The sequence below is a fragment of the Halopenitus sp. H-Gu1 genome (assembly GCF_041821145.1).
In the GTDB taxonomy this organism is placed as follows: Archaea; Halobacteriota; Halobacteria; order Halobacteriales; family Haloferacaceae; genus Halopenitus.
In genome coordinates this window covers 148,283-174,473 of record NZ_JBGUBC010000002.1, presented here as the reverse complement: position 1 = coordinate 174,473, position 26,191 = coordinate 148,283, and the positions used below count along the sequence as shown (strand labels likewise).

General features: G+C 62.5%; 22 protein-coding genes. 13 read left to right on the top strand and 9 right to left on the bottom strand.

All coding sequences use genetic code 11. The annotated features are described in order from the left end of the window. The first annotated feature begins 5 nt into the window (after positions 1–5). Both ACERIT_RS02495 and ACERIT_RS02490 read left to right on the top strand, forming a co-directional pair. A complete protein-coding gene (locus tag ACERIT_RS02495; protein ID WP_373673227.1) occupies positions 6–755 on the top strand; it encodes an FkbM family methyltransferase in 750 nt (249 codons plus the stop codon). 73 nt (positions 756–828) lie between these two features. Next, complete coding sequence (locus ACERIT_RS02490) at positions 829–1,134, top strand: putative quinol monooxygenase (protein WP_373673362.1); 306 nt, start codon at positions 829–831, stop codon at positions 1,132–1,134. A 27-nt stretch (positions 1,135–1,161) separates the two neighbouring features. On the opposite strand, the gene ACERIT_RS02485 is transcribed toward ACERIT_RS02490, so the two are convergent. The 6 genes from ACERIT_RS02485 to ACERIT_RS02460 all read right to left on the bottom strand — a co-directional run bounded on the left by ACERIT_RS02485 (position 1,162) and on the right by ACERIT_RS02460 (position 8,789). Next, entirely contained in the window at positions 1,162–2,202 is a 1,041-nt protein-coding gene (locus ACERIT_RS02485) for an NAD(P)-dependent oxidoreductase (RefSeq protein ID WP_373673226.1), read from the bottom strand. 6 nt (positions 2,203–2,208) lie between these two features. Continuing rightward, complete coding sequence (locus ACERIT_RS02480; protein ID WP_373673225.1) at positions 2,209–3,759, bottom strand: FGGY-family carbohydrate kinase; 1,551 nt, start codon at positions 3,757–3,759, stop codon at positions 2,209–2,211. Between the two features lie 99 nt (positions 3,760–3,858). After that, complete coding sequence (gene fba / locus ACERIT_RS02475; protein ID WP_373673224.1) at positions 3,859–4,857, bottom strand: class II fructose-bisphosphate aldolase; 999 nt, start codon at positions 4,855–4,857, stop codon at positions 3,859–3,861. Positions 4,858–5,108: 251 nt separating this feature from the next. Next, positions 5,109–6,425, bottom strand: a complete 1,317-nt coding sequence (locus ACERIT_RS02470; RefSeq protein ID WP_373673223.1) for a DUF362 domain-containing protein — start codon at positions 6,423–6,425, stop codon at positions 5,109–5,111. Then, positions 6,422–7,435: a 4-hydroxythreonine-4-phosphate dehydrogenase PdxA gene (pdxA, locus tag ACERIT_RS02465; protein WP_373673222.1), complete on the bottom strand. Its 1,014-nt coding sequence runs from the start codon at positions 7,433–7,435 to the stop codon at positions 6,422–6,424. The genes ACERIT_RS02470 and pdxA overlap by 4 nt, the downstream gene beginning before the upstream one ends. Then, positions 7,428–8,789 carry a four-carbon acid sugar kinase family protein gene (locus ACERIT_RS02460; protein ID WP_373673221.1) on the bottom strand — a complete coding sequence of 454 codons (1,362 nt, stop codon included), beginning with the start codon at positions 8,787–8,789 and terminating at the stop codon, positions 7,428–7,430. Before ACERIT_RS02460 ends, pdxA begins: the two co-directional genes overlap by 8 nt. Before the next feature lie 114 nt (positions 8,790–8,903). On the opposite strand from ACERIT_RS02460, the gene tenA reads away from it, so the two are divergent. Genes tenA through ACERIT_RS02445 form a run of 3 tightly spaced genes read left to right on the top strand, consistent with a single transcriptional unit; the run spans position 8,904 to position 11,916 of the window. Then, positions 8,904–9,569, top strand: a complete 666-nt coding sequence (gene tenA, locus ACERIT_RS02455) for a thiaminase II (RefSeq protein ID WP_373673220.1) — start codon at positions 8,904–8,906, stop codon at positions 9,567–9,569. Beyond that, the gene (locus ACERIT_RS02450; RefSeq protein WP_373673219.1) at positions 9,566–10,357 is read left to right on the top strand and encodes a TenA family protein; all 792 of its coding nucleotides are present in this window, start codon (positions 9,566–9,568) and stop codon (positions 10,355–10,357) included. The genes tenA and ACERIT_RS02450 overlap by 4 nt, the downstream gene beginning before the upstream one ends. Further along, positions 10,351–11,916: a sodium:proline symporter gene (locus ACERIT_RS02445; protein ID WP_373673218.1), complete on the top strand. Its 1,566-nt coding sequence runs from the start codon at positions 10,351–10,353 to the stop codon at positions 11,914–11,916. Before ACERIT_RS02450 ends, ACERIT_RS02445 begins: the two co-directional genes overlap by 7 nt. Positions 11,917–11,988: 72 nt before the next feature. Here the strand turns inward: ACERIT_RS02445 and ACERIT_RS02440 are convergent, their stop codons facing one another. Beyond that, positions 11,989–14,217, bottom strand: coding sequence for an LUD domain-containing protein (locus ACERIT_RS02440; RefSeq protein WP_373673217.1), 2,229 nt, complete (start codon positions 14,215–14,217; stop codon positions 11,989–11,991). A gap of 5 nt (positions 14,218–14,222) precedes the next feature. Continuing rightward, complete coding sequence (locus ACERIT_RS02435; RefSeq protein WP_373673216.1) at positions 14,223–14,732, bottom strand: LUD domain-containing protein; 510 nt, start codon at positions 14,730–14,732, stop codon at positions 14,223–14,225. 249 nt (positions 14,733–14,981) lie between these two features. Here ACERIT_RS02435 and ACERIT_RS02430 point away from each other — a divergent pair, with 249 nt between their 5' ends. The 6 genes from ACERIT_RS02430 to ACERIT_RS02405 all read left to right on the top strand — a co-directional run bounded on the left by ACERIT_RS02430 (position 14,982) and on the right by ACERIT_RS02405 (position 21,910). Further along, positions 14,982–16,553 carry an ABC transporter substrate-binding protein gene (locus ACERIT_RS02430; protein ID WP_373673215.1) on the top strand — a complete coding sequence of 524 codons (1,572 nt, stop codon included), beginning with the start codon at positions 14,982–14,984 and terminating at the stop codon, positions 16,551–16,553. Positions 16,554–16,580: 27 nt separating this feature from the next. Next, positions 16,581–17,534 carry a carbohydrate ABC transporter permease gene (locus ACERIT_RS02425; protein ID WP_373673214.1) on the top strand — a complete coding sequence of 318 codons (954 nt, stop codon included), beginning with the start codon at positions 16,581–16,583 and terminating at the stop codon, positions 17,532–17,534. Further along, on the top strand, positions 17,531–18,409 hold the full coding sequence (locus ACERIT_RS02420; RefSeq protein ID WP_373673213.1) for a carbohydrate ABC transporter permease: 879 nt from the start codon (positions 17,531–17,533) through the stop codon (positions 18,407–18,409). The genes ACERIT_RS02425 and ACERIT_RS02420 overlap by 4 nt, the downstream gene beginning before the upstream one ends. Before the next feature lie 31 nt (positions 18,410–18,440). Next, entirely contained in the window at positions 18,441–19,649 is a 1,209-nt protein-coding gene (locus ACERIT_RS02415) for an ABC transporter ATP-binding protein (RefSeq protein WP_373673212.1), read from the top strand. A 311-nt stretch (positions 19,650–19,960) separates the two neighbouring features. After that, complete coding sequence (locus ACERIT_RS02410; protein WP_373673211.1) at positions 19,961–20,926, top strand: mannonate dehydratase; 966 nt, start codon at positions 19,961–19,963, stop codon at positions 20,924–20,926. A gap of 207 nt (positions 20,927–21,133) precedes the next feature. Further along, positions 21,134–21,910, top strand: coding sequence for an IclR family transcriptional regulator (locus ACERIT_RS02405; RefSeq protein WP_373673210.1), 777 nt, complete (start codon positions 21,134–21,136; stop codon positions 21,908–21,910). Between the two features lie 292 nt (positions 21,911–22,202). On the opposite strand, the gene ACERIT_RS02400 is transcribed toward ACERIT_RS02405, so the two are convergent. After that, entirely contained in the window at positions 22,203–23,174 is a 972-nt protein-coding gene (locus ACERIT_RS02400; RefSeq protein WP_373673361.1) for a D-2-hydroxyacid dehydrogenase, read from the bottom strand. A gap of 268 nt (positions 23,175–23,442) precedes the next feature. Here ACERIT_RS02400 and rdfA point away from each other — a divergent pair, with 268 nt between their 5' ends. Then, complete coding sequence (gene rdfA, locus ACERIT_RS02395; RefSeq protein ID WP_373673209.1) at positions 23,443–24,048, top strand: rod-determining factor RdfA; 606 nt, start codon at positions 23,443–23,445, stop codon at positions 24,046–24,048. Between the two features lie 79 nt (positions 24,049–24,127). Continuing rightward, positions 24,128–26,074: an archaea-specific SMC-related protein gene (locus ACERIT_RS02390; RefSeq protein ID WP_373673208.1), complete on the top strand. Its 1,947-nt coding sequence runs from the start codon at positions 24,128–24,130 to the stop codon at positions 26,072–26,074. Positions 26,075–26,191: the final 117 nt, after the last annotated feature.

The window sequence follows — 26,191 nt, the reverse complement described above, 5'->3', positions numbered from 1 at the left end:
ACTCCGTGGCCTCGATCATCGCGTGTGCGCGGCAGGCGATCATCGATGCTGCCTACCGATCCTACTACCGTCTCAACGATCTGAACCACGAGCACGAGATATGGGCGTCACCAAAACGCGCCGCAGGTGTCCGGTTTCGAAGTTACGAGCCGCTGCCGCGCCACTGTCGAGACGAGCTGCTGGAGGCGTTGTGTTCGGGGCTCGGTCCGGCGGAAGTGGTCTACGACGTGGGTGCAAACACCGGCGTCTACACGCTTGCCGCGGCTGCGACCCGCCCTGACGTCCGAGTCATCGCATTCGAGCCGGACCCACGAGTGGTCGAACACCTCCGGCAGAACGTCGCGTGCAACAGCTTCGAGGACCGCGTGACCGTCCGCACGGAGGGTGTCGGCGACGAGACGGGAACTGCAACGTTCCACCGGTCGAGTTACGACGAACTCGGATCGTTTCGTCCGGGAAACGCGGCGGCGTGGACCGCTGACGTGACGGAGACGACGACCGTCCCGATCGTGCGGCTGGACGACGTCGAAGCCCCCCCACCGGACCACCTCAAGATCGACGTCGAGGGATTCGGTCGCGAAGTGCTCGAGGGTGCTGCCGAGACGATCGAGACCCATCGGCCAACGGTGTATTTCGAACCCCACGTCGTCGACGCCGGAGGGACCGACTACGAGGTGGACTGGCTCCGCGATCGCCTCGACACGCTCGGCTACGGAGCCGAACGCCTCGCGGAGGGGTGGGTGTTTCGTCCGTGATCGCAGGTATGCCGAACCGATCGCCGATATCCTGGTTATTTTGACCCTCGATACCGATCCGCGATCCGGACTCATGATCGTCGTGCATGCATCCTTCCCCATCGATCCTGATCGACGAACGGAGGCGATAGCGGCCGCTCGGACTCTCGTCGAACACACTCGCGAGGAACCGGGCACGATAACCTATCACGCGACGACGGACCTCGCCGCGGAGAACACGCTTCGGTTTATCGAGCGGTACGAGGACGCGGCGGCCTTCGAGTCGCACACCGAAACCGACCACTTTCAAACGTTCGAGGCGAAGCTGCCGGAGTTGCTCGCCGACGATCCCGAAATCGTCCGATTTGAGGTCGAGGACGCGACCGAACTCGAACTGTAAGTCGAGTCGTTCGTTTCTTCGCTCGGATCAGACGACTCTGTTCTCCGGCTCGTCGTCGTCCAGGATCGCAATCAGATCCTCGGTGACGATCCGCGAGCCGTTAAGCACCGCGTCGCGAGTGGAGCCGGCCGTGTGTGGCGACAGTCGGACGTTCGAAAGGGACAACAGCGGGTGACCCTCCGGTAGCGGTTCCTGCTCGAAGACGTCGAGTGCGGCACCGCCGATCGATTCGGACTGGAGCGCATCGACGAGCGCGTCGGTGTCAACGAGCCCACCGCGGGCGGTGTTGACGAGCAGCGCATCCTCGTCCATCCGATCGAACTCCGGCGTTCCCATCATGTGGCTCGTCTCCTCGGTGAGTCTGACGTGAAGCGTCACGACGTCCGATTCCTCGAGGAGCTCCTCCAGGGAGACCGATCGTGCGCCCTGGTCGTGGATCACGTCGTCATCGACGTAGGGATCGTAGGCTACCACCTCGGGGCCAAAGCCGTTCCAGCGTGTGGCGACCTTGCGGCCGATGTTTCCGAATCCAACGACGCCGACGGTCAGGTGTTCGACGTCGCGAGGCAGTCCGGACGGGTCGAACTCCAGGTTCCACTCCCCGCTGCCGGTCGTCTCGACGAACTCGGGGATCCGACGGTGGGCCGCAAGTCCAAAGGAGACGGCGTAATCGGAGACGGCGTTCGCGTTGCGTCCCGGGGCGTGCAACACGGTAACCCCGTGATCGTCGGCCGCCTCAAGGTCGACGTTCTCGACCCCGCCGCGGGCAGCGGCGACGACCTCGAGATTTTCGCCCGCCTCGAGGACGGCTCTGGAGACGGGAGCCTTGTGGACGACGAGCATCGTGGCGTCCCCAACGTTGTCGACGATCCCGCTTGCGTCGTAATCGTTCGGACCCCGCTGTTCCATGTCCATGGTCACGTCGCGGAACGCGGCTGCATCGAGGTCGCCGTTCCACTCCATCCGGTCGATCTCGACCCCGTACTCCTCGAGAGCGCTCGCCGACTCGTGCATATACTCGCTCGGCTGTTGTGGGTCCCCACACAGCAGACATCGGGTTTCAACCATCAGGTATCATGGTCGGTTCGTGTCGCTTAGGCGTTTCCATATCGGTCGTATCGCGTCCAACGCCGTCTCGAATATCTCACGCCGCTCACGGTAGATCGCCGCCGTCGCAGGGTCGGAGTCGTGTCGGCGGTCGATGTCCACCATCCGATCAGTGGCGGTCCGATGGTCGGGATGGATTCCAGCCGCGATCCCAGCACAGATAGCGGCTCCGCGAGCGCCCGCTTCGCTCCCCTGGGGGACGATCGTCTCCCGATCGAGGGCCGCGGCGAAGACATCGCTCCAGACCTCACTTCGTGCGCCGCCGCCGGCCAACCGGACGTCGGCGAGCCCCTCGACCGGCTCCAACTCCGCGAGCCGTGCGGCCTGGGAGATCGCCACGCCCTCGTAGACCGCCCGTAGCATGTCCTCTTTCGTATGTTCGGTCGTCAAACCGTAGAACCCGCCGCGGTCGGTGGGATCGTCCGTCGAGCCGTCGAGATACGGATGAAACAGGAGCCCCTCCGCGCCGGCCGGAACGGACTCGACGAGCCGGTCGTATATCGTATATCGACTCACGTCCTCCCGGTCGGCCCGCTCGTGCCACTCGCGGCCGACCTCCTCGACGAACCAGTCGACGCAGGCCGCGGCCGAACGATTGCCTTTGTATCGGAGTCGCTTGCCGTCGAGATAGCGTCTGGTGAGTCCCGGCGCGGTCGCGTCCGTGCTCCCGTCGGCGTCACCGGTGGTCGCCGCCATTTCTTCGTCGAGGACGACGATACTCTGGCCCCAAGTGCCGACGATGAGTACGCCCTGTCCCGGGCCGTACGTCCCGGTTCCGAGCGCGGTCGCGCCAACGTCGTGGAGCCCCGACGCGACGGGCGTCCCCTCCGCGAGTCCGGTGGCGTCGGCTGCCGCGGGGGTGACCTCCCCACATGACTTCCAGCTTTCGACGACCTCGGGAAGTGCATCGAGACACGATCCGATCCCGGCCGCCTCGAGCGCCTCCGAGTCATATTCGTCGGTTCGGGGGTTCTCGAAGACGCTTGCCTCCATCTCGTCGGTACGAACGTGATCGGTGAGACGGTACTTGAGGTAATCCTTACAGAACAGCACCCGATCGATGCGGTCGTAAGCGTCCGGTTCGTGGCGTTCGAGCCACGCCAGCAGGCTGATCGGGTCGCCGGCGAACGGGGCATATCCCAACCGTTCGCGGATCCGTTCCGCGGTGCCGTCCGCCTTCCACTCCGCGAGGAGATCGGTGGCGCGGCTATCGGTGGATTTGATGCCCGGACGTACCGGCTCGCCGTCGGCATCGAGCGCGTAGAGCCCGTGACCGTGGGCGGAGACGCCGACGGCGGCGACGTCCGTGGGATCGATGTCCCCGTCGTCAAGCGTCGTGCGGATCGTGGAGGCGACCGCCTCCCAGAGGGACTCGAGATCGACCTCCCGATGGTCCGGTTCGGGCCGGTTGACGGGCGTGTCCCGTCCCCCCTGGGCGACGACATCGCCGTCGGAGGTGAACACCACGGCCTTCGTGCGTGTCAAGCCGGCGTCGAGTCCGAGTAGGTAGGAACTCATCGATCGCCGTCCTCCAACGCTTCACGCTTGCTAGCCTCCGTCGCTTCGCGTTTGCCAGCATCCGTTGGTTCACGCATTCGGATCTTCGTCTTCCTCCGTTCAGACATATCGGCTCTCCCCCGCGCTACCCGAGACCGCCGCGAGTTCGCCGTAGACGTCCGCGATTCGCGACCGGATCTCCTCGCCGACGACCTGCGGGTTGAACTCGGCCTTGTTCGGGGACCACTCCGCCCCCGAGAAGAACGTCTCGCGGTCGTCTTCGACCGCCTCGGGCGGGCGAATGGCGTCGACGTGATCGTGATAGAAATCGCAGGCGGTCCTGGCGTACTCGTATTGATAGCGCGTGTTGGTGTTGAGCTTGCAGACACCGGTCTCCATGAGCGCGGACACCTGATCGGCAGTCAATCCGGAGGATCCGTGGACGACGAGGGGTACCTCGTGGCCGTTCGCGCGAAGCGCCTCGTCGATCTCGGCGGCAAGGTCGACTCGGAGGTCGAGATCCCGGCCCTTCGAGACGCCGTGTTCGGTCCCGATCGATACCGCAAGCAGATCACAGCCCGTCCGCTCCACGAACTCGACGGCCTCCTCGGGGTCGGTGTAGAACGCCTCCGTCGTCGTCTCGCCACTTTCGGTGCCTGCGATCGTTCCCAGTTCCGCCTCTACGAGGAGGTCGGCCCCTTGGTCGTCGATCCGGTCGACGACGGCGGCGGTCCGCTCGACGTTCTCCTCGAAGGATCGGTCGGAGGCGTCGACCATCACGGAGGACGGATTCCCGGACTCGATCGCCGCCGTAAGGAGTTCATCGTCGTCGGCCGCAACGTGATCGACGTTACAGAAGACGCCGACGCCCTCGTCGTCCGCGATCGCCCGAAGCTGGGTCGTGAGGACTTCAAGTCCCGCCGCGACGTCGCCATCGCCGAAGTACTCGGCGGTGTCGCGTTTGATCTGGGCGACCAGATCCGAATCGACCGCCCGGGCACCACGTACGAGCCCGGCAGCGATGTCGGGATGGGTGACATTGCTTGCGACGTACCCGTAACCGTTCGACCGTGCGTCCGCGTAGACGTGAGCGAGCTCGCTTCCGCGATGATACGGCATTATCAGCGATCCGGATGATGGCGATAAATAGCTTCTGAAAGCACTGACGACGGTGCCGCGCTACTGCGTCGTGGATCGAACGCGACGGCGCGGTCGCGGCAATCACATCGTCTAATTGACTGATGATGGTTTTTATCAGATGGAATATGGACAAGTAACCCAATAGAATAGCCACACGCCGATCGAAAGCCGGTCCAGTGGTAGTCGATCGCCGATTCGGATTCGTGTCTCAACGGGTTCTCCACCCGGGATTAGTAGGGGTCGTCCGGTAACTCGCCGCCGTCGAATGCAAGCGGCCGTGGCTCACCGACGGTGACGTTCTCCATTGCCTCGAGTTCCGACACGACCGGCTCGGAGACGACGAGGGTTCCCGGTTCCATCGTGTTGGGGATCCGAGCGATCCGGAGCTCGCTCGGGTCAGGCGTGCCCGTGATCGACGGTGCAAGCTGGAACGCGCTCGCGTCCTCGGGAACGATGAGCGGGATGTGCGCCCGAGTCGTCTCCCCGCTCGTCGCGATGTTGAGATACGTGTCGCCCAAATCGAGGTCCGCCACGAGATCCTCATGAGCCAGATCGGCCAGTCCAATCCCGAGTCCGTTCCCGTGGGAGGGCGGCGTAAGCGACCGCACGTAGATACGCGTGTAATCGGGCGTCTCCGGCTCCGCCTCGCCGCGGAACCGGAGCCGACCGATGACGTTCGTATCGAGTCCGGTACCGCTGACTTCCTTTCCGATCTCGTCGACGACGAGGAGATCGAGGTCGTCGATGGGCAGCGTCGGCAACTCCTCGGAGGCTCGTTCGAGCAGTTCGGGTTCGCGATCGAGGATGGAATCGGCCGGGACGCCCTCGATGTGGGTGGCTCGATCGCGCGCGTTCTCGATCAACGCCACGCCGCCAACGATCGGAAGCTCCTCCAGAAGGATCCGCGCGCGCTCGCGGATCTCCTCGCCCATGTCCCCGGCGAGGGCCGCGTTGTGCATCATCTCCGCGCCGCGGTGTTTGCCCATGCCGATCACCGACATCTTGCAGAGTCCGGATTCGATGCCTGCCGAGAAGTCGGTGTGGGGTTTCACTCGGTTGGCAAGCAGTATCGCGTCGGCCGAGAGGGCGTTCCGGTCGGCGTAGACGGGACTGCCGTTCCGCTCTCCCACCTGCTCGACCGCCATCGTCGCCCGGATCTCACACCCGAGCGAGTCCTCGGTCATCCCGAGGTCGGCGAGCACCTCACGTTGCCCCTCGGCGGTCGCGCCGCCGTGGCTCCCCATCGAGGGGAAGACGAACGGCTCGTAGCCGCGCGCCTGGAGTTCGGCGATGACCCCTCGGATCATCTCCGGGAAGTCGTGGATCCCACGACTACCCGCAGTCACTGCAATCTCCGCGCCGGGGGCAAGTCCCTCGAGTGCCGGCAGATCGTCGACCGCCGTCCGACCAGCGGCGCCGACGTCCTCGATCGTCTCCACCTCCCACTCGACCTCGACGGGGGCAAATCGGGGGAACTCCTCGATCGTCGCGTCGTTGGCCGACGCGAGTCGCTCGGGATCGGGGATCTCGAGGGGAACCTCGCTCATCGATCCGTCCCTCGCGCCGGGGCCATGTCGACCGCGACATCGACGGCGTCGATCAGGCTCCGTTCCGAGGCGATCCCCTCGCCGGCGATGTCGAAGGCGGTTCCATGGTCGACGCTCGTCCGGATGATCGGCAACCCGATCGTCACGTTGACCCCGGAGACGGCCTCGCCGCCGGCGAACCCGAGCATCTTGATCGGAATGTGTCCCTCGTCGTGGTACATCGAGACCACGCAGTCGAACTCGCCACGGGCAGCCCTGACGTAGACCGTGTCGGGCGATTCGGGCCCCTCAGCGTCGATCCCCTCCGATTGTGCTCGCTCGACGGCGGGTTCGATCTCGGAACCGTCCTCCTCGCCGAGGAGTCCGCCGTCGCTGGCGTGGGGGTTCAATCCCGCGACGGCGATCGACGGCGACTCGAGTCCCAGATCCGAAAGCGCCTCGTTGGTGAGCCGGATCGTCGAGAGGACGTTCTCCTCGGTGACGAGATCACAGGCCTCACGCAGCGGGACGTGCGTGGAGACGTGGGTCACGCGAAGCTCGTCCTCGACGAGCATCATCGAGTAGTTCTCCGTGTCGGTGTGATCGGCGAGCATGCCGGTGTGGCCCGCGTACTCGCTACCGGCGAGCTTCGTCGCCTGCTTGTTGATCGGCGCGGTCGTGATCGCGTCGATCGTTCCGTTCTTGGCGAGTTCGATCGCGCGCTCGATGTACGCGAGGCTCGCGGCGCCGTACTCCTGACGAACTTCGCCGCGAATCAGTTCCTCGACGTTGTCCAGATCGAGAACGGGCACGCGCTCGCTCGCGAAGCTTGCGTCCGCGACGTCCTCGACGCGTTCGACCGACAGATCGGTTTCACAGACGTCGATCGCCGCTTCGATGACGTCGGCATCGCCGATGACGACGGGGCGGGCCCGCTCTCGGAGCGTCGGATAGGCTTTGACGATCACTTCCGGGCCGATGCCGCCGGGGTCACCCATCGTGATCCCGACGATCGGGGATTGTTCACTCATCGGTGGGGGCTAACGCGCTCAGACAGTTAACTATCGTTGCTTCGTCGCCGAACCCCCCGGCCTTCGTCACGAGGAGGGTCCCGGCGGCCCGACCGTCCACGAGACGACCGATCGGGATCCCGGCCTCGACCGCGCGTCCGGTGAGCCGGATCGTCGTTGCCTCGAACGCGCGCAGGACCGCGACCGCGATGTCGCCGCCGGTGAGGAATACGCCTGACGGTGCCACTTCATCGGTGATTTGCGTGGCCGTCTCGCCGAGTTCGGCCGCGACCCGACGACGAACCTCGCTTTCGGCGAGCCCGTTTTCCGCGCCCGCCGCCCGGGTCCGATCGACCGTCTTCGGATCGGCCGCGGCCGTGATGATCGTCGTCTCGCCCCCACGGAGCCGCTCGATCGCATCCGTCACGATCGCGTCGTTTCCATCCCCGGTCACGGTGGCTACGGGATCGAGTTCGAACACCGCCTCATCGGGAACTCGGGCCAGTTGGCCAAGCGTCGTGGAGTTGATGCTCCCCACGACGCCGAGCGGCGCGTTCGCGCTCGTTTCCGGGTCCGGATCGTTCCGGACCGCCGTCTCCTCCGAGTCGTTGGTCGTGTCCATCCCGTCGACGCCGTAGTCCTCGCTCGTTTCGGCACTCGATCCCGGAACCGTCACGTGTTCGGCGAGTCCGCCGCTGCCGACGTAGAGCGCGTCGAAGGCCGCGGCCGCGTCGGCAATCGTCGAAAGCTCCGCGTCCGTGCGCGCGTCACAGACCACGATCGGTGCGTGATCCTCGCTGTCGGTCTCCTCGGCTGCCTCCCGTATCGTCTCCTGAAACGCCGAGTGCACGGCGTCGACGCCATCCTCGACGATGGCCGCCCCGACCGTCATGACCGGTCGGTTACCGTCCGCGAACATGGCGGGGATCGACGAGTCAGTCGGTCCGGCCTCGTCGTCGCCGTATTCGGTCTCGGCCACCGGCGTTCCGTCGACGCGATGGATCCCGCCCTCGGTGGTTCGTCCTCCGGCCGGGAACGCGGGGGCGACGACGGCGAGGTCGCTTCCGGCAACGGACAGCGCGGCCTCGACCTCGACGGCAACGTTGCCTCGCAACGTCGAGTCGATCTTCTTGAAGACGACCTCGGCGGGGACCCGCCGTACCGCATCGGTCACGGCGTCGATCGCGGTCTCCCGGTCGACGTATCGGCTGTCCGTATTGACGCCGATGACCGATGCGTCGACGTCCGGATGTTCGGTCCCCTCCAGATCCCCCGGCAACGCAAGCACGGCGGTTCGGTTTCCACGGGCCGCGAACCCGTGAGAGGTGTCCATCGAACCCGTGAGATCGTCTGCCACGATCGCGGCGGCGTACATGCTCCCCCCTAATCGCGACGCCCTCAAAACTGCGCCGGATCGACGATCGTGTCGTCGAGTCATATTCCCCTGATATTACCAAGGTATATCATCCGAGAGCATCGATCCTGGCGTATGGCTTTCACGAACGACCTGGAGGCGATCGCCGACCCGATCTGGGACGCCATCCTGGACCATCCCATGGTCGAGGCGCTCGGGGCAGGGACGCTTGAGGAGGAGCCGTTCCGCTACTGGGTGCGCCAGGACTACTACTATCTGATCGAGTACGCACGTGTGTTCGCCCACGGCGCCACGAAAGCACCCGACCTCGACCGGATGGGAACCTTCAGCGAGCTATTGGATGCGACGATCAACACGGAAATGGACCTTCATCGCGCCTACGCCGCCGAGTTCGACCTCTCGCCGGCCGATCTGGAGGCAACTGACCCGTCTCCGACCACCCGAGGGTATACTGACTTTCTCGTTCGGGTCGCCGCCACCGACACCTTCGGCGATCTGGTGGCCGCCCTCCTGCCGTGCATGTGGGGGTTCAACGAGACCGGAACCCGACTCGCCGAGGGCGGATTCCCCGAGGACGACCGCTATGCCGAGTGGATCCAGACGTACGCCGGTGAGGAATTCACGGAACTAACCGAGTGGTGTCTGGATCTGATGGACGAGGTGGCCGCCGACGCGAGCGAGGCCGAACGCGATCGCTATCGCGAGCTGTTTCGAACCTCGGCGCGCTACGAGTACCGGTTTTGGGACGCCGCCTGGCGGCGCGAGGAGTGGTCGGTGTGACCGATCGTGACTCCGAGGCGGAGCGATCCCCGGATGATCCCGGAGGGACTGCTCAGCCGTCCTTCAAGAGGTATACGGACGATCGTCCCGACGCGACGGTTACGGAGTGGCTCCGCGACCGATCCGAGCCGAACTGGAGCGCGGCGATCGACAACCGATTCGTCCGTCAACTCGCCGCCGACGAACTCGACGACGAGGTCTTCCGTCGATATCTCGTTCAGGATTACGCGTTCGTCGGGACGCTCGTGGGCGCGTTCGGTCACGCCGTCGGTACGGCGCCGACGATGACGGCACGGTCACGGCTCGTGGAGTTCCTTTCCGTCCTGACTGACGAGGAGGACGATTACTTCGAGCGGTCCTTCCACGCGCTTTCGGTCCCCGAGGAGGACGTCCGCGATCCGCCGCGAACCCCGACGACGCGGGCTCTTGAGGACCTTCTGGAACGGGCCGGTCGGGAGGGTGGGTACGCCGAGACGCTCGCCGTCCTGGTGCCCGCGGAGTGGATCTATCTCGAGTGGGCACGTGCAGTCGCGGACGCGGACCCCTCCCGATTTTATCTCGCCGAGTGGATCGATCTCCACGCAAACCCGGAGTTCGAATCGTTCGTGACGTGGCTACGCTCGGAGCTTGACCGCCACGGAGAGACCGTCTCCCCCCGTCGTCGACGCCGGCTCGATCGACTGTTCTTCAGAACGGTCGAACTGGAGGTCGCCTTCTTTGAGGAGGCGTTCGAGGAACGACCGATCGATGGAGCACGTCGCGAGCAGAGGGGTGCAGGCGGATGGTGACGACCGCGACCGCGCTCGGCCTCACGGTCGTGACGCTCGTCGTCTTCACCCTGCTCGGGATCCGGGCCTCCAAGGGTCACGTCGAGTCCGTCGAGGACCTCATCACGGCCCGCGACTCCGCCGGCGAGGGACGGACGACTGCGACGCTCGTCGCCTCGGTGATGGGCGTGTGGATCCTCCTTTCGGCCCCGGAGGCCGGCGCAGTCTTCGGGATCGCGGCCGTCGTCGGCTACGGGATCGGCGAGGCGCTTCCGATGGCGGCCTACGCCGTGATCGGTCCCCGGATCCGCGAGACGATCCCGGAGGGCCACTCGCTCACCGAATACGCCTACGTCCGCTACGGCGACGCGATGTACGCGTTCGTCCTCCTCGTCAGCGTCTCCTACATGTTCGTCTTCGTCGCCGCCGAACTCACCGGAATCTCGCTTGCCCTCTCGTTTATCGCCGACGTTCCTCAGTGGCAGACGGCGATCCTCGTTGGCGGGTTCGTCCTGATCTACACCGGCTACGGCGGACTGCGCGCGAGCATCTTCACCGACACGATACAGGCAGTCATCGTGTTCCCCCTCCTCGTCGTCACCTTCGTTGGGTCGATCCTCGCACTGGGAGGCCCCGGCGCCGTCCACGACGGGATCGTCGCCGCCGATCCATCCCTGCTCGATCCGACGGCCCCCGACGGGATCCGGTTCGGAATCGCGATCGCGCTTGCGGTTCTCGGTGCCGAACTCCTCAATCAGACGTGGTGGCAGCGTATCTATGCCGCCGAGAACGCCGGGACTGTCGCTCGGTGCTTTCGGAACGCGACGCTTCTGAACGGGCTGATCGTCGCGCTCGCGGCCCTCCTCGGCGTGGTGGCCGTCGGCAACGCGGCGGTCGAAAATCCCGCAGTCGCCTTCTTCACCCTCCTCGAGGGCGCCGCCCCCGAGTGGATCGTCCTCGCGGTGGTCCTGCTCGCGCTGTTGCTCGTGATGAGTTCGATCGATACGCTGTTCAACGCGCTGGCGAGCGTCGTTACGGCCGACCTACCGCGACTTCTCGATGATCCCGACGACCGAACCCTCGCGTTCGGCGCGAGAGCGTTGACGGTCGTCGTTGCGGTCGCGGCCGTCCTCGTCAGTCTCGAGGCCAGAAGCGTCCTCGAGTTATTCCTGTTCGCCGATCTCCTCGGCGCCGCAGTCGCGATCCCGCTCGTCGCCGGGCTCTTCTCGGAGTCGCTCGGCGGTCGGGGTGCACTCGTCAGCGGTATCGCCGGGCTCGCGGTCGGTGCCGCCTACTTCCCCTTCCCGCTCGGGGTCGGCGAAGCGATTCGAGCGGTTCCGGTCCTTGAAACCCTTCTCCCGGCGCCCGACGGGCTGTATCTGACCGCCTTCGCAGGCGCGTTTCTCGTCTCCGGACTCTTGACGGTCGTTCTGGCGCGCCTGTCCGCGGGGACCTACGACTTCGACCGGCTCACTCGGGAGATCGGCCGCCTCGACGACTCCGGGAGCGATGAGTTCCCTGGCGAGAGCGTCCCGGCGGCCGGAAGCGGTGAAGCCGGCGAAAAGACACGAGAGCGGTAGATTTCCACGCGGCGATCGACGGTGCACGCCACGACGATCCGGAGAACACCGCGGCGATCGACGGAGCCGTGATCAGACGTTCCGTGCGGGATCGAGCAGCTCGATCGGGTGACGATTTCCGCGCGACAACAGGGAATCGAGCTGTTCCATACAGGAGGTGCCGCTCGCGATCACGGTTCGTTCGCGGGTCTCCGCCGTGGAGAACTGCTCGGCGAGCGTCTCGCCGACGTCCATGCTGAGTTCGTAATACTCGTCTTTGTATCCGAAGCTTCCGGCCATACCACAACACTCCACGTCGGAGGTGACGACGTCGTAGTCCAACCGATCGAGAACGGTCTCCGTGTAGGTCTCCAATCCGAGGGTTCGCTGTTGGCAGTGACTGTGGTACGCGACCGCCTCACCGTCGCCGGCCGAGAGGGCCGTTTCGTCGGCCCCGTTCTCCAAGAGTCCGTAGACGTATTCGAGTAGCTCGAAGCTCCCCGCCGAGAGCGCTTGTTGGTCCGTCTCCGGAACGAGCCGATCGTATTCCCGGCGGAACATCGCGATGTCGCTCGGCTCGATGACGACGACGTCGTAGCCATCATCGACGTACGGCAACAGCGTCTCCGTGACGTCCATGGCTTTCTCGGTCGCGGTCGCGATCATTCCCTGCGAGAGCGGCGCCCGCCCCGAACCGCTGACGTCCGGGATCTCGACTGAACACCCGAGCGCCTCGAGGACGCGAACGGCCGCCTTGCCGCGTTCGGTCTGAACGTGGTTTGTGTAGACGTCCGGGTACAACACGACGCGGCGCGTCGGATCCACGATGGTCGAGTCACGGGCGTTCGCCCACTTTCGAAGCGTGGTTCGCTGGAAGGAGGGCAGATCGCGGCGGCTATCGACGCCGAGCACGGACTCCATGATCGACCGCATCGGTCCGGAGCCGGCGATCGCATTCGATATCGGCGCGGTCGCGCTGCCGAGTTTCGCAGCCGTCTCGAAGTTACCGAAGAACCGCTTTCGAAGCGGGGTGCCACTCTCCTCCTCATCGGGGATGAGGCCGTCGACGAGGAGGTCGTCGAACCCGGGATCCTTTCCGCGATTGATGCGATCACGAACGACCGTGTTTATCCAGGGGATGTCGATCTTCACCGGACAGGCGTTCACACAGCGTGAACAGCCGGTACAGAGGTCGTTGAACTCCTCGGCGACATCGAGTCCCTCGACGCCGGCCTCCCAGCCGGTCGCAATCCCCCCGGTGTAGGTCTCTCCGCCGAAGGCGTGTCCGCCGACTGACTGGAAGTTCGCACAGGAGTTGGCACAGGCGCCACACCGGATACAGTAGAGCGTCTCGCGGAGGTCGTCGTCATCACGCATCTCGGTGCGGCCGTTGTCGACGAGCACGAGATGGAAGTCCCGGTCGGCGTCGTCATCTCCGAACCCTTCGACGTCGGAATTCTCGAAGTCGATGGTCGGCGTGTCGACCGGCGGCGTCAGGATGGAGAAATACTGCGGGATCTCCTGTCCGGTCGCTGACCGGGAGATGAGTTCGGCGAAGGGGTGCAACTCGCGAATGCTCGGAATGATCTTCTCGATGCCCGCGACGGAGACGTGTGTATCCGGGATCGACGCGCACTTGCGGGCGTTCCCCTCGTTCGTGACGAGCGCGATCGTGCCGCTTTCGGCAAGTACGTAATTGGCACCCGTGATTCCGACGTCCGCCGTGTCGATGCGTTCGCCGAGGTACTCCCGGGCGAACGTCGTCAGCTTCTCGGGCGTATCGAGCGACTCCTCGACGTCAAACTCGTGATCGAACAGTTCGGTGATGTCCTCACGCGATCGGTGAAGCGCCGGGCCGACGATGTGGGAGGGTGCCTCCTCCGCGATCTGGATGACGAACTCCCCCAGATCCGTCTCCCAGGTCTCGACGTCCGCCTCCTCGAGCGCCTCGTTTAACTCGATCTCCTCCGTCGTCATCGACTTCGATTTCACCGCGGTCTCGGCGTCCTTTTCGGCCATCAACTCCGAGATGTACGCGTTGGCGTCGGCGGCATCGTCGGCGACATAGACGGAGCCACCGTTGGCCTCGACGGCCCGTTTCGTCTCCTCGATGAGTTCGGGCAACCGCTCGATCGCGTCCGCTTTTATCTCCCGAGCCTCATTCCGGAAGCGATCGTGGGCGTCCGCACCCATCTCGTCGATCGCCGCGTATCGTTGGGCGTTGAGGTGTTTGGTGTTCTCTTTGATTCCGTCGCCCTCGGTCTCGATGAGGGTTCGGATCCGGTCGGCGTCGAGTTGGGGCTTCTCTGATGCGTTACTCATTGTCCTTACTCATTGTCCTGGATGATGATGACGTGTACTCGCTCGGGTCCGTGGACGCCCTGGACGAGCGCGCCCATGTCGCCGGTCGCGCTTGGGCCGGTCGCAAGGATGAACGATCGGTTGCCGTCCTCGAACTCCTCGTCGAGCCACTCGAACCCGGACTTCAAATCCGTGCGCAGGTCGGATTCTCTGACGGCGACGACGTGCGTTTCCGGGTATAGCGAGACGAATTCGTCGCCCGCCGACCGTGATTCGACTGCGACGGTGCCAAGTGAGGCGATGCCGAGTCGTGACCCGGAGACGCCAGTTTCCGCCTCCCGGAGCTGGTCCGGCGAGGGATCGAGCGTGACGTCCGTTCCATCGAGCGAGACCGAATCGAACGGAAGCTCGGCCCCGACCGCCGGCTGCTCGATCGCCGCCTCGAGCACGTCCGGGAACTCCTCGGGAGTGGTCACGGTCGACTCCGTGTCCGCGAGTTCCGAAAGCGATCGTTGAAACTGCTGTACGGCACTCATAGATCCGTGGTGGGTTCGGCTCCAAATAAAGCTTCAGTATGCGGATCGATCCTGGCTCTTGACATCGATCGAACTCGCTTCAAAACACGCTAATTCTCGACCGATCGATGCTGCTTGGATCGGCGTTTCCCCGCCCGGTTATTCGCTGGCAGTGATCGTGACGACCGGCCGGACAGCATTTGACCGAAATATAAAAATAGGGAATATATATAAGAACATATTTAGTGGTGGAATTACCTCTTCGGTACGATGACACGAGATAACAGGCTCGACCGACGAGACATACTCAAAGCAACGATTTCGGCCGGAGCCCTTGGCCTCGCAGGATGTAGCGGAAACGGGGGGAACGGCGGAAACGGCGGAAACGGTAACGGCGGAAATGGCGGAAACGGTAACGGCGGAAATGGCGGATTCATGGAGCAGGCGCGGAGCATTGGTTTCAGCGAGAACTGGGAAGACCGGCGACTGACCTCGCTTGACGAGTGGCCTCTCGAACAGCGACAGGCAATCCCGGACGAGGGCAACCGTGCCGATTCGAGCGCATGGGCTGAGTCCCAAGCCGTCCAATCCGCGCCGTGGCAGCCCCCCGAGGGATGGGACGACACGGCAGCCGGTGACGTCGACGAGATCCAGATTCTCAACTTCGGCTCGATGGAATACGACCCCGCGACGGCAGCGGCACACGGTATGTTCGAGGAGCGGACCGGGATCACGATCAATCCTCTTGAGATAACGGTCGACCAGGCCATTCCGAGGGAGACGGCCTTCCTTCAGGCAGAGGAGCCCGAGCCGGGAGCGTTCCAGGTCGTCGTGGCCGACTCACTGTCGTCGTTCGCGCAGGCCGGGCACCTTCAGCCGATCGACCCGCTGTTCGGCGACGACGCGATGTGGGACCCGATCCAGCCGGTCGCACAGCAGACCCTGAACTACAACGGCAGCCTCTATGGTGGCCCCGTTTACCTCGAGGGAGACCTCGTACACGTCAACGTCGGTATGCTCGAGGATCAGGGCATCGACCAATCCGTCATCGACAGCATCGTGAACGGCGAGTGGTCCTGGGATGAACTCGAGACGTGCATGCAGGCATTCGAAGGGACTGGAGCGTATGCGTGGGCGTACCGCGGCGCCTCGCGTACCTATACGCTGCGTGACTTCAACAAACACTACTACCAGGCCGGCGGCGAGTTCGTCAACGACGACGGAACGGTCACGGTCAACGACGAGGCCGGATACCACGCCCTCAGCAAGATGGTCGAGTGGCTCGACAACGGCTGGGTCCCGGAGTCGGTGGTCAACTTCGGTCAGGGAGACCTGGCCGATGGCTTCACCTCGGGACAGTTCGCTATGGTTCCGGTGTACGGCGACCTCACGCCCGGTGGACAAGCCCAGTTCGGCGACGATTACACGCCGACCCTTACCCCGAAGGGTGGCTCCGACGCGCCGAACCCGACCCGCGCAGGTCTGGCATCACCCACCGCACTTGGTATCAACGTGAACGCACCGGACCCAGCCAAACTGGCTGCGATGGTGTACCTCGACGCCCGCATCTCCCAGCCCGCCGCATGGTGGGAGTTCGTCGACGAAGGAAATCAGTCGTGGCACACGGCCGTCTACGAAGAGGCGTCCGAGACCGGGGCCGCCCTCTATCCGGATATTCGGGGCCGGCAGGCTGAACTCAACAAGACGGAGATCTTCCCGCAGCAACGCTCCATCAAGCAGAACATCAGCCAGGAGTGCCAGCAGGCGATCTCCGGATCGAAGACCCCCGAGGAAGCGCTCGATTCAGCGCAGAGCTACATCGATACGGTCCTCGATCAGTAACCAACGCGACTGGAAATTTTATTTAATATGCCCCTCGAATCAGAGACAGGTTTGAAAACTCCCGAGACGAGATACGAGAGTCTTCGCCACCAAGTCTCCCAGTTCGCAAACGACCACATCCTACTTGTGCTGTTGGGCCCTGCGATACTGGTCATCACGGCTATCTTCATTTATCCGGTTTTCTACCTCATCCAACAGTCACTATACCTGACACTCCCGGGCGCCGTTGAGCGGTTCGTGGGTGCTCAGAACTTCGTCACCATGCTCGAAAACCCGGAGTTCTGGGACTACTTCCTGAACACACTCATCTATTCGTTTGGCTCCCTTGCTATCAGTCTTGGATCCGGTTTGATAATCGCATTAGCGATCAATCACGTGGCCCACTCGAGACTTCGTGACGTATACGCCACCGTGTTGATGTTCTCCTGGGCGATCCCGCTGGCCGTCGTCGCCCTCATCTGGAGGTGGCTATTCACCGGCAACGAACTCGGACTGTTCAACATGGTCCTGATGAACCTGGGACTCATCGAGTTCCCCATCGCATGGTTGTCGACGCCGGAATTCGCGATGCTGGCTGTCACACTGACCGACGCGTGGGCCCGGATGCCGTTCGCGATGCTCGTCCTACTGGCCGGGTTGCAGTCCATCCCGGAACACATGTACGACGCGGCGAAGGTCGATGGGGCGACGACGTTCCAGACCTTCCGCGCGATCACGGTCCAGTATCTACGACCCTACATCGCCATCGTCGCGCTCATCAACTGGATGTTCGCGTTCCGTGCCTTCGCCGTCGTCTTCCCGATGACGAAGGGCGGTCCCGGAGTGTCGACGACGGTCTTCAGTATCCACATCTACCGTGAGGGAATGATCAACTTCAACTACGGCTACGCCTCCGCAGTGGCCGTGTTCATCATCGCGATCACGCTGGTCGTTGCGACGTTCTACGTAACTAAAGTCATGGGAGATATGGAAGCACAATGAGCTCTAGCGACGAAACCTACGAACGGATCAGTTACGAGAAGCGACAGGGATTCTGGGACGTCCTCGAGAGTCCGAAAGTCATACATTTCGTCTTAGCCCTGGCGATTATCACGGTCATCGTCCCGATATTTTGGGAAGTACTCACCTCGCTCAAAACCAACGAGGCGGTGTACAATCTCAACTACTTCCCCCAGGAGCCGACGCTCTCATCGTACTACCAAGTGCTCATCGGCGAGAGCTACTGGAAGGCGGTGTTGAACAGTATGATCATCTCCACAACGACGACGATCGTCGTGATCGTGTTGGCCGTGCCGGCCGGATACGCGTTCAGCAGGTACCGATTCAGAGGGGATAACATCCTCTTCATCGGTGTGTTGTTCTCTCGCCTGTTCCCGCCGATCGGCCTGATCGTCCCGTACTACCAGATCATGGCGTGGCTCGGTCTGCTGAACTCGCTCCCGGGAATCATCATCGCCCAGATCTACCTGTGGTTGCCGCTGATGATCTATATCATGCGGAACTTCTTCATGTCCATCCCGAAGGATCTAGATGAATCGGCACGAGTTGACGGCTGTACCCAGCTTCAGGCATTCCGGAAGATCGCGCTTCCACTGGCGTTGCCGGGTGTTGCTGCATGTTCGATATTGACCTTCCTCTACTCGTGGCGGGAATTCCTCTTCTCGCTTATCATCACCACGGATCTCACTTCGATGCCGATATCGGTGGCCGTCTACCAGTTCGTCGGTGACGTCTCCGTGCAGTGGGCATCGCTAGCCGCGGCAAGTGTCGTCGCGATCATCCCGACGATCCTTGTCGTTATCTTCTTCCAGCGATACATCGTCAGTGGACTGACGGCCGGAGCATTGAAAGAATGAAAGATCAACAAATCAACGAGAATCTACAACAATGAGCGAATCCGAACCGACGCCGGCAGCAAGAGCGGATGCGAGCAAGGGTACCGCCAGCGAAAACGAGGATATCAACGTCCAAATAGAGGGCGTAACCAAAATCTTCCGAAACGACGAGGAAGGGGAGATCGTCGCCGTTGACGACCTCAATATCGACATCCGTCGTGGCGAATTCCTCGTCTTTGTCGGTCCCTCCGGTTGTGGGAAGACCACGTCGCTACGAATGGTCGCCGGTCTAGAGACCCCAACGGAAGGGCGTATTCTGATCGAAGACGAGGACGTGACCGGATACGATCCCCGAGAACGGGGCATCGCGATGGTGTTCCAGAACTACGCATTGTATCCGCACATGACCGTCAAGCAGAACATGTCCTTCCCGCTTCGGATCCGGAACTATCCGGGAGACGAGATCGACGATCGCGTCGACGAAGCGGCGGAACTGCTGGAGATCGATGATCTCCTCGACCGAAAACCGTCACAGCTCTCCGGTGGTCAGCAACAGCGCGTCGCGCTCGGACGAGCGATCGTCCGCGAGCCGTCCGTGTTTCTGATGGACGAACCGCTGTCTAATCTCGACGCAAAGCTTCGAGTTCAGATGCGGACTGAGCTCAATGAGATCCACAAACGCGTCGGAAAAACGACGATCTACGTCACACACGATCAGGCGGAGGCAATGACGCTTGGCGACCGCGTCGTCGTATTGAACGACGGGAAACTCCAGCAGATCGGCCCGCCGCAATACCTCTATGACAACCCGGTGAATCGGTTCGTCGCTGGATTCATCGGTGAACCACCGATGAACTTCCTATCGGTGTCCCTCCAAGAGACGGACGATGGCTACGAAGCCATCGGCGACTTCTTTGAGTTCGAACTCCCGGCAGACGTCAATCAAGATCTCGACGAGTGGGACGGAGCGCTTGACGACGTCTCGTTGGGCGTTCGGCCCGAAGATCTGAGTGACCTGTCCGTCCTGGACGACGACGAGTACACGGAGAATAGCACTTTCGAAGCATCGGTGAAAGTCGTTGAGCCGATGGGATCGGACAAGTTCCTCACGCTGACTCCCCCAGCGGACAAAGAGAGGGAATTCAGTGCGCGCGTCTCGCCCGAGAGTGCCGTCACTCCTGACTCGTCCATCTCACTCACCGCCAATCTGGACAAGATACACCTGTTCGACGAAGAGACGGGCGAAAACATCACCTACTGACGCCCGATAGACCCCTTCGAACAGGGAATATCCGCTATTTTTCAGTCTTCGACGAGGAGCAGGGACGCTCCCGTATCTCACACAGGACAGACGAGAGTGACTCACTGACGACCACCCTCGGAGGGGACGTTCTCAGTCGATATATTCTCGAATCGTTCCATCGATCCGATCTACTCATTTTCCATCACCGCTCCGGAGCCACTCCACGCACCGTTCCGACGTCGTCGGCATTTCGCCCGATATCGGTGCGTTTTGGGACGGAGCCGAATCGAGACGGAAGCTATTTATCGATCGTTGCGATGTGTGGAGGCATGGTCGATCCAGCACTTATCCTGCCGCCGAAGCCGGACGAACGATGGCAACTCGCCAAACAGATGGGCGTCGAGAAGGCCGTCGTCCATCCCCTGGAGATCGGCGACGACAAAACGGAGTGGAGCTACGACGACCTCCTGTTGCTCACGAACTGGTTCGAGGATGCCGGGATCGACGTCTCGGTGATCGAAGGAAGCGTTCCGATCTCCGAGCGCGTCCGTCTCGGCAGGGAAGGCCGCGACGAGGACATCGCGAAGTTCAAACAGTTCCTTCGCGACTGCGGCCGCGTCGGGATCCCCGTCGTCTGTTACGACTGGATGCCCGGCATCCGGTGGGCCCGGACCGAAGCACACGTCGAATCCCGGGGCGGATCCTACGTGACCGCCTACACGAACGACAGAATGCACGCCGACGAGGAGGAGGCGGCACTCGACGTCTCGCGTGAGGAACTCTGGGAGGCCATCGAGTACTTCCTCGCGGAGGTCACGCCCGTCGCCGAAGAGGCAGGAGTCAAACTCGGACTGCACCCCGACGATCCGCCCCGGGAGTCGGTCCGCGGGATTCCGCGGATCATCAACAGTCCCGAGGCCTACCAGCGCGTGCTCGACTGTTATGACAGCGAATACAACGGGATCACCTTCTGTCAGGGTAACTTCGCCGCGATGGGCGTGGACGTTCCCGAGACGATCCGTCGGTTCGGCGACCGGATCAACTTCGTCCACTTCCGCGACATCGAGGGCGATGCCGACAACTTCGTCGAGACCTGGCACGACAACGGTCCAACGGACATGCTCGCCGCGATGCGGGCCTACGAGGAGGCCGTCGATGACGACGTCGTGATGCGACCGGACCACGTGGCGACGATGGCCGGCGAGGACAACTCCAATCCGGGCTACCACACGAAGGGACGGCTGTTCGCGATCGGCTACATGCGCGGACTTCGCGAGCAAGCCACACAGGAGTAGCCCAAGCCCTGCAAGAGTAGTCAAGCTGTTTCGCTGATTCAGGACGGACACGATCCGATCGCGATTTTTCCCCAGACGAGCCCGTTTCTCCCGTCCGTCCTCACCGATCGCCGATGTGGATTTGAGCCCGATTCGCCCAAGCGTGTCCAACCAGCATGGACACAACACAACCGATATCTCCCTCCGGGGGAAAACCGACAGTATACGATGGAGACCGAGAATCGAGACGCCGGCGAGTATCGGATCGACGCGGTCGCAACGAGTTTCGAAGTCGTCCGTGGCGTGCTCGAACTCGGCACCTGTGGCGTCCGCGAACTGGCGGCCCACCTGGATATCCCGAAAAGCACCGTCCACGTCCATCTCACCACGCTGGAGGATCTCGGCTACGTGATCAATCGTCAGGGGACCTATCAACTCTCATATCGATTTCTCGAGATCGGCGGTCAGGTCCGTCATCAAGCCGAGATCTATCAGGTCACTCGAGACGAGATCGACGAACTCGCTCGTGAGACCGGCCACGTGGCGACGGCCGGTATCGAGGAGAACGGCTACCGCGTCATGCTGTTTCGAACCGAACCGAGCGGCAGCGTCTTCAACAACGCACCGACCGGCGAGTACACGCGGATGCACTGGACCTCGGTCGGCAAGGCGCTGTTAGCCACGCGATCGACCGAGGAGGTGACATCGATCGTCGACCGACGTGGGCTCCCCCGCGCGACGAAACGGACGATCACCGAGCGTGAGAAGCTCCACGAGGAGTTGGAGACGATCCGCGAGCAGGGATACGCGATCGAGGACGAGGAGCGCGTGCTCGGAGTGAAGGCGGTGGCGGTGCCGATCGAAAGCGACGACGACCTTCCCGACGCCGCCATCTCGGTTGCCGGGCCTAAACACGAACTCGATCCCGATCGGGTTCACGAGGAGGTGCTTCCCGCGCTTCGAAACGTGGCGAACGTCGTCGAGTTGCGCGCGCGACACTACTGACGACAGGATTCGATCTGAACGCGGAACGACTGGATCCGATCCCGGAACGACTCTCGAACTCGTCGCCGCGTTTGTCCATCACAGTTGAACAAATACCCGTTTTAGCGACGAATTCGGCGTCGAACGGACCAAGCGAACACTAAATATTACAACAGTATGATCGTAATGTTTGATGGAGAGCTCAATTCATTCCAATCCTAAGGGTGAAAATAAAACGTCGTCCATCAGCAGTGGACAAAATATGATATCCGCCGAACGGGGGCCAAACGGCGGCCGAACGACGATCCCGAACTCACTCTGGTTGTCGAACCACGTTTCGGAACTCCGCGTAGTCATCGCCGCGATCGAGGTGTTCGACGTTCTCGGCTACGATATCAGCCAATCGCGACCAATGTTTCGGGCTGTGTCCGGCGTTGTGGGGCGTGATCGTCACGTCGTCGAAGTCCCAAAGGGGATGCTCACTGGGAAGCGGTTCGGGATCGGTGACGTCGAGGCCGGCACCGTCGATCTCGTTCGACCGCAACGCGTCGACCAGTGCGTCGGTCTCCACGATCGGTCCACGGCCGATGTTGACGAGATAGGCGCTCGGCGGTAGCGTCTCGAAGACCTCCGCGTCGATCAGTCCACGCGTCGTCTCCGTGAGCGGCGACGCGATAATGAGGTAGTCAGTCTGCGCGAACACGCGCTGCAGATCGTCCTCCTCGAAGCCGATCACCTCGTCGGTCGGTCCGCCCTTCTCGGGCGTATAACGGACGCCGATCGTCTTCACATCGAAGGCCGAAACGCGGTCGGCGATCGCGGTTCCGATCGCGCCCAATCCGACGATCGTTACGGTACTTCCCTTCAGTTCGCCGGCCTGATAGTGCTCCCAATGGTGGCGTTCCTGGCGCTCGCGGCCGATCCGGAGATTGCGCGCAAAATCGAGAACGTATGCGAGGACCTGCTCCGCGATGTTCGGTGCGTGGATCCCGGAGGCGTTCGTCACGGCGGCGCCGGCCTCAGTCAACTGATCGAGCGGGAGATGGTCGTACCCGGCCGCGACGCCGGCGAAAAGCTCCAGATTTTCGGCGCGATCGAGCAGGTCCTCCGAGAGGTGGACCGAGGAGATGACGCGTGCGTCCGCCGCGAGTTCGCGTTCCTCCTGTGGCGTCCGCGCCAACTCTATTCTGTAGTTCGGTAGCCGATCGCGAAGTTCGGCCACGTAGTCGCTCGCCGGCAGTCCGTGCGTCCCGCTTCGAAGGACGAGTACGTCGATGTCGGTCATTTCGTGTCTGTGGCTCCAGTAGACGGGTCCCGCCACGGCTACAAAAACGTTGTTGCCCTCCTGCGGTTCCGTCGCTTCCTCGTCCAATCGACATCACCATCGACGTCAACGTCGACTTCCGAGGAGCATTGCGTCCCCGATCGATGGTGATCGTTTCGATCAAATACGGTTACTCACAGTTATATGACATCTTATAATTGTGTTCAACACGTTGACCAATCGTGTTTACACCGATATCTTTGTAATGGTTTAGGACGAAGCCATCGCAATGACGACTTCCTCCCGACCGAATACGAAGGTCGCACGCGTGATCGGAAAGTACGATCTCGACGGGCTCGGCGACGATCTCGAGGACGAATGGACTGGCGCCTCGGGCGAACGAACGAGCCTTCGAGATCTTGCCGACGAGTTCAATCAGTCGGTTCTCCAGGCAGCACTCCGTTCGGCCGGCGAGACGGTCGCCGAGACGGACGTCGAAAGTGCCTATCGGACCCTCACCGACGACGACGTTTCGCGCGCGGACGAGATGCGCAAGCGTCGCGAACTCGAGCGGTCGGGATTAGACGTCGACGACGTGCTGAATGATTTCGTCACCCATCAGGCGATCCACACATACCTCACCGACTACAGAGGAGCCGAACTTCCCGACCGATCCGAAGGGCTCCTCGATCGAAAGATCCAGACGCTCGAACGGTTGCAGGGACGAACGACCGCAGTGACTGAATCGACGATCGAGACGCTCGTCTCCGGCGACTACTTGACCGATCGCGAGTATCAGGTGTTCCTCGACGTTCGGGTCGTCTGTAGTAACTGTGGCGACGATTACGTGGCAAGCGACCTTCTGCGAAACGGGGGTTGCGACTGCGAAGTGTGACTACCTCGACCGTTTGCTCCCGGCCGACGGCTGCCGTGGGAGACCAACAGTTATCAATATGGGGGTCATTACGCCACCAATGACCACGGAGGATCAGTCCGCGGATCGCGTGTCCGTCCACGCGAGCAACGTCGGGGGGATCGACGAGGACGAGCTGACGCTCTTGCCAGGAGTCACCGTCCTCGAGGGGCGCAACGCCACCAACCGGACCTCGTTTCTACAGGCGATCATGGCGGGGCTCGGAAGTCAACGCTCCTCACTAAAAGGCGACGCTGACGAGGGTCACGTCGAACTCACGATCGGCGATCGGACCTACACTCGAACTCTCTCTCGGGAGGATTCCGCAACCGTCTACAACGGCGATCCGTATCTCGACGATCCACAGGTCGCTGATCTCTTTGCATTTCTGCTCGAGAACAACGAGGCGCGCCGCGCCGTCGAACGGGGCGACGATCTCCGTGAGATCATCATGCGCCCGGTCGATACTGCCGACATCGAGGCCGAGATCACCGAGCTCGAACGCGAGAAACAGCGCATCGACACCCAAATCGACGAGTACGAACGCCTCGAAAGCGAGTTACCCTCCCTCGAAACTGATCGCAACGAACTCGAGAACGAACTCGAGGCCGCACGTGCCGAACGCGAACGCATCCAGGAGAAGATCGAGACCGCCGACGTCAGCCTCCAAGAGAGTCGCTCGCAAAAACGCGAGATCGAGGAGGCCTTCGATCGCCTGCGAGACGCCCGCTCGGAACTCGAGAATCTCGAGTTCGATCTCGAGGCCGAACGCGCCACCCTCGAGGACCTCCGCTCGGAGCGTGAGGAGCTCCGCACCGAACTCGAGGAGATGGACGACCACGAGACCGACCCGGAGCGATTGGCCGGTCGCATCGAGGAACTACGCGAGCGCCAGCGCGCACTCAATGAGACGCTCAGCCAACTCGGCAGCGTCATCAGCTTCAACGAGAAGATGCTTGAGGAAGAAGGCCTCGAGTTGTCCGATGCGGACCTCGTGGTCGACGGCGGCACCGAACAGGTAACCGAACAGCTCGTCGACACAAGCACGGAGACGGTCTGTTGGACCTGCGGCTCGACCGTCGACGCCGACCGGATCGAGGAGACGGTTGACCGACTTCGCGAGTTCCGCACGGAGAAGTTGAGCGAGCGAAGCGAGTTACAAGAACGGATCAACGATCTCACCGCACAGCGCTCCGAAATCGAGCGCGTCCAACGGGATCGCGAGCGGACGCAACGACGGCTCGACGATCTCGAGGGGGAAATAGAGACGACACAAGAACGGATCGCGAACCTCGAGGAATCGATCGCCGACCAGGAGACCACGGTGGCACAGTTGGAATCGGAGACCGAGACGGTGGGCGGCGAGTACGACGAGGTGTTGGATCTGCACCGGGAAGCCAACGAACTGAAACTGCGGATCGAGCGGCTGGAATCGGATCTCGAGGGTGTCAACGAAGGGATCAACGAGCGCGAGCAAGCGGCGGCCCAACACGAAGGACTCCTCGATCGCCGCGAGGAGATCGCCGAGGAGTTGACCGAGTTGCGGACGCGGGTCGACCGCATCGAGGCGGAGTCGGTCGAGTCATTCAACGATCACATGGCGTCGGTGTTGGAGACGCTCGAGTACGAGAACATCGATCGAGTGTGGATAGAACGGAAGACACGGGAGGTACGCGAGGGGCGCCGAAAGGTACAAAAGAGCACGTTCGATCTGCAGATCGTCCGAGTGGCCGATGACGGAAGCTCCTACCGGGACAGCATCGATCACCTTTCGGAAAGCGAGCGTGAGGTGATCGGGCTAGTGTTCGCCCTAGCGGGATACCTTGTCCACGAGGTGTACGAGCAGTTGCCGTTCATGCTGTTGGACTCACTCGAGGCTATCGACTCCGACCGAATCGCGCGGGTGATCGAGTATTTCGAGGAGTTCGCGGACTACCTCGTCGTCGCGTTGCTGCCGGAGGACGCCGATGCCGTGTCAGAGCGGGCAGCGACGATCCGTCGGTTCTAGGCACTCGACGACTATCCTCTATTCGAATAGATATTCGAACGATCATGTTTAAATATCTATCATATCCGGTAGAGAGCTGATCGTTCACGAGGACGAACCGGTCGATCGTGGGTGGTG